Annotated in this window: 1 protein-coding gene; it reads right to left on the bottom strand. The window is 72.7% G+C overall.

Annotation, left to right across the window (positions count from 1 at the left end; translation table 11 throughout):
* A partial coding sequence (locus tag UK12_RS34890) for a hypothetical protein (protein WP_045307239.1) occupies positions 1–214 on the bottom strand: 214 nt, incomplete at its 3' end.
* Between the last annotated feature and the right edge of the window lie 101 nt (positions 215–315).

Raw genomic sequence — 315 nt, forward strand, 5'->3', positions numbered from 1 at the left:
AGATTCGGGACGGGTCGGAGTCGATGCAGATCGCCACGCCGCCGTTCATGGTGACCGCCAGCTGCTTGGCGTCGCCCATGCGGCCGAGGCCGGCGGTGAGGGTGATCATGCCCTCGAGCGTGTTGTCGAACTTCTTGGCCGCGCCGGCGCCGACCGGGCGTCGCTCGGCGCGGCCGCCGTCGCCGCTGGCGCCCCGGACCTCCTGATCTAGCACGAGACGGACTGCTCGCTGCTAGCCCGCCCGCTGCGCTCCGCCGTAGTGCACACGCGCCCAGACGAGGCCCAGCGCCTCCTAGGCGAGTCCGAGCTGCGCGG

The organism is Saccharothrix sp. ST-888 (assembly GCF_000955975.1).
In the GTDB taxonomy this organism is placed as follows: Bacteria; Actinomycetota; Actinomycetes; order Streptomycetales; family Streptomycetaceae; genus Kitasatospora.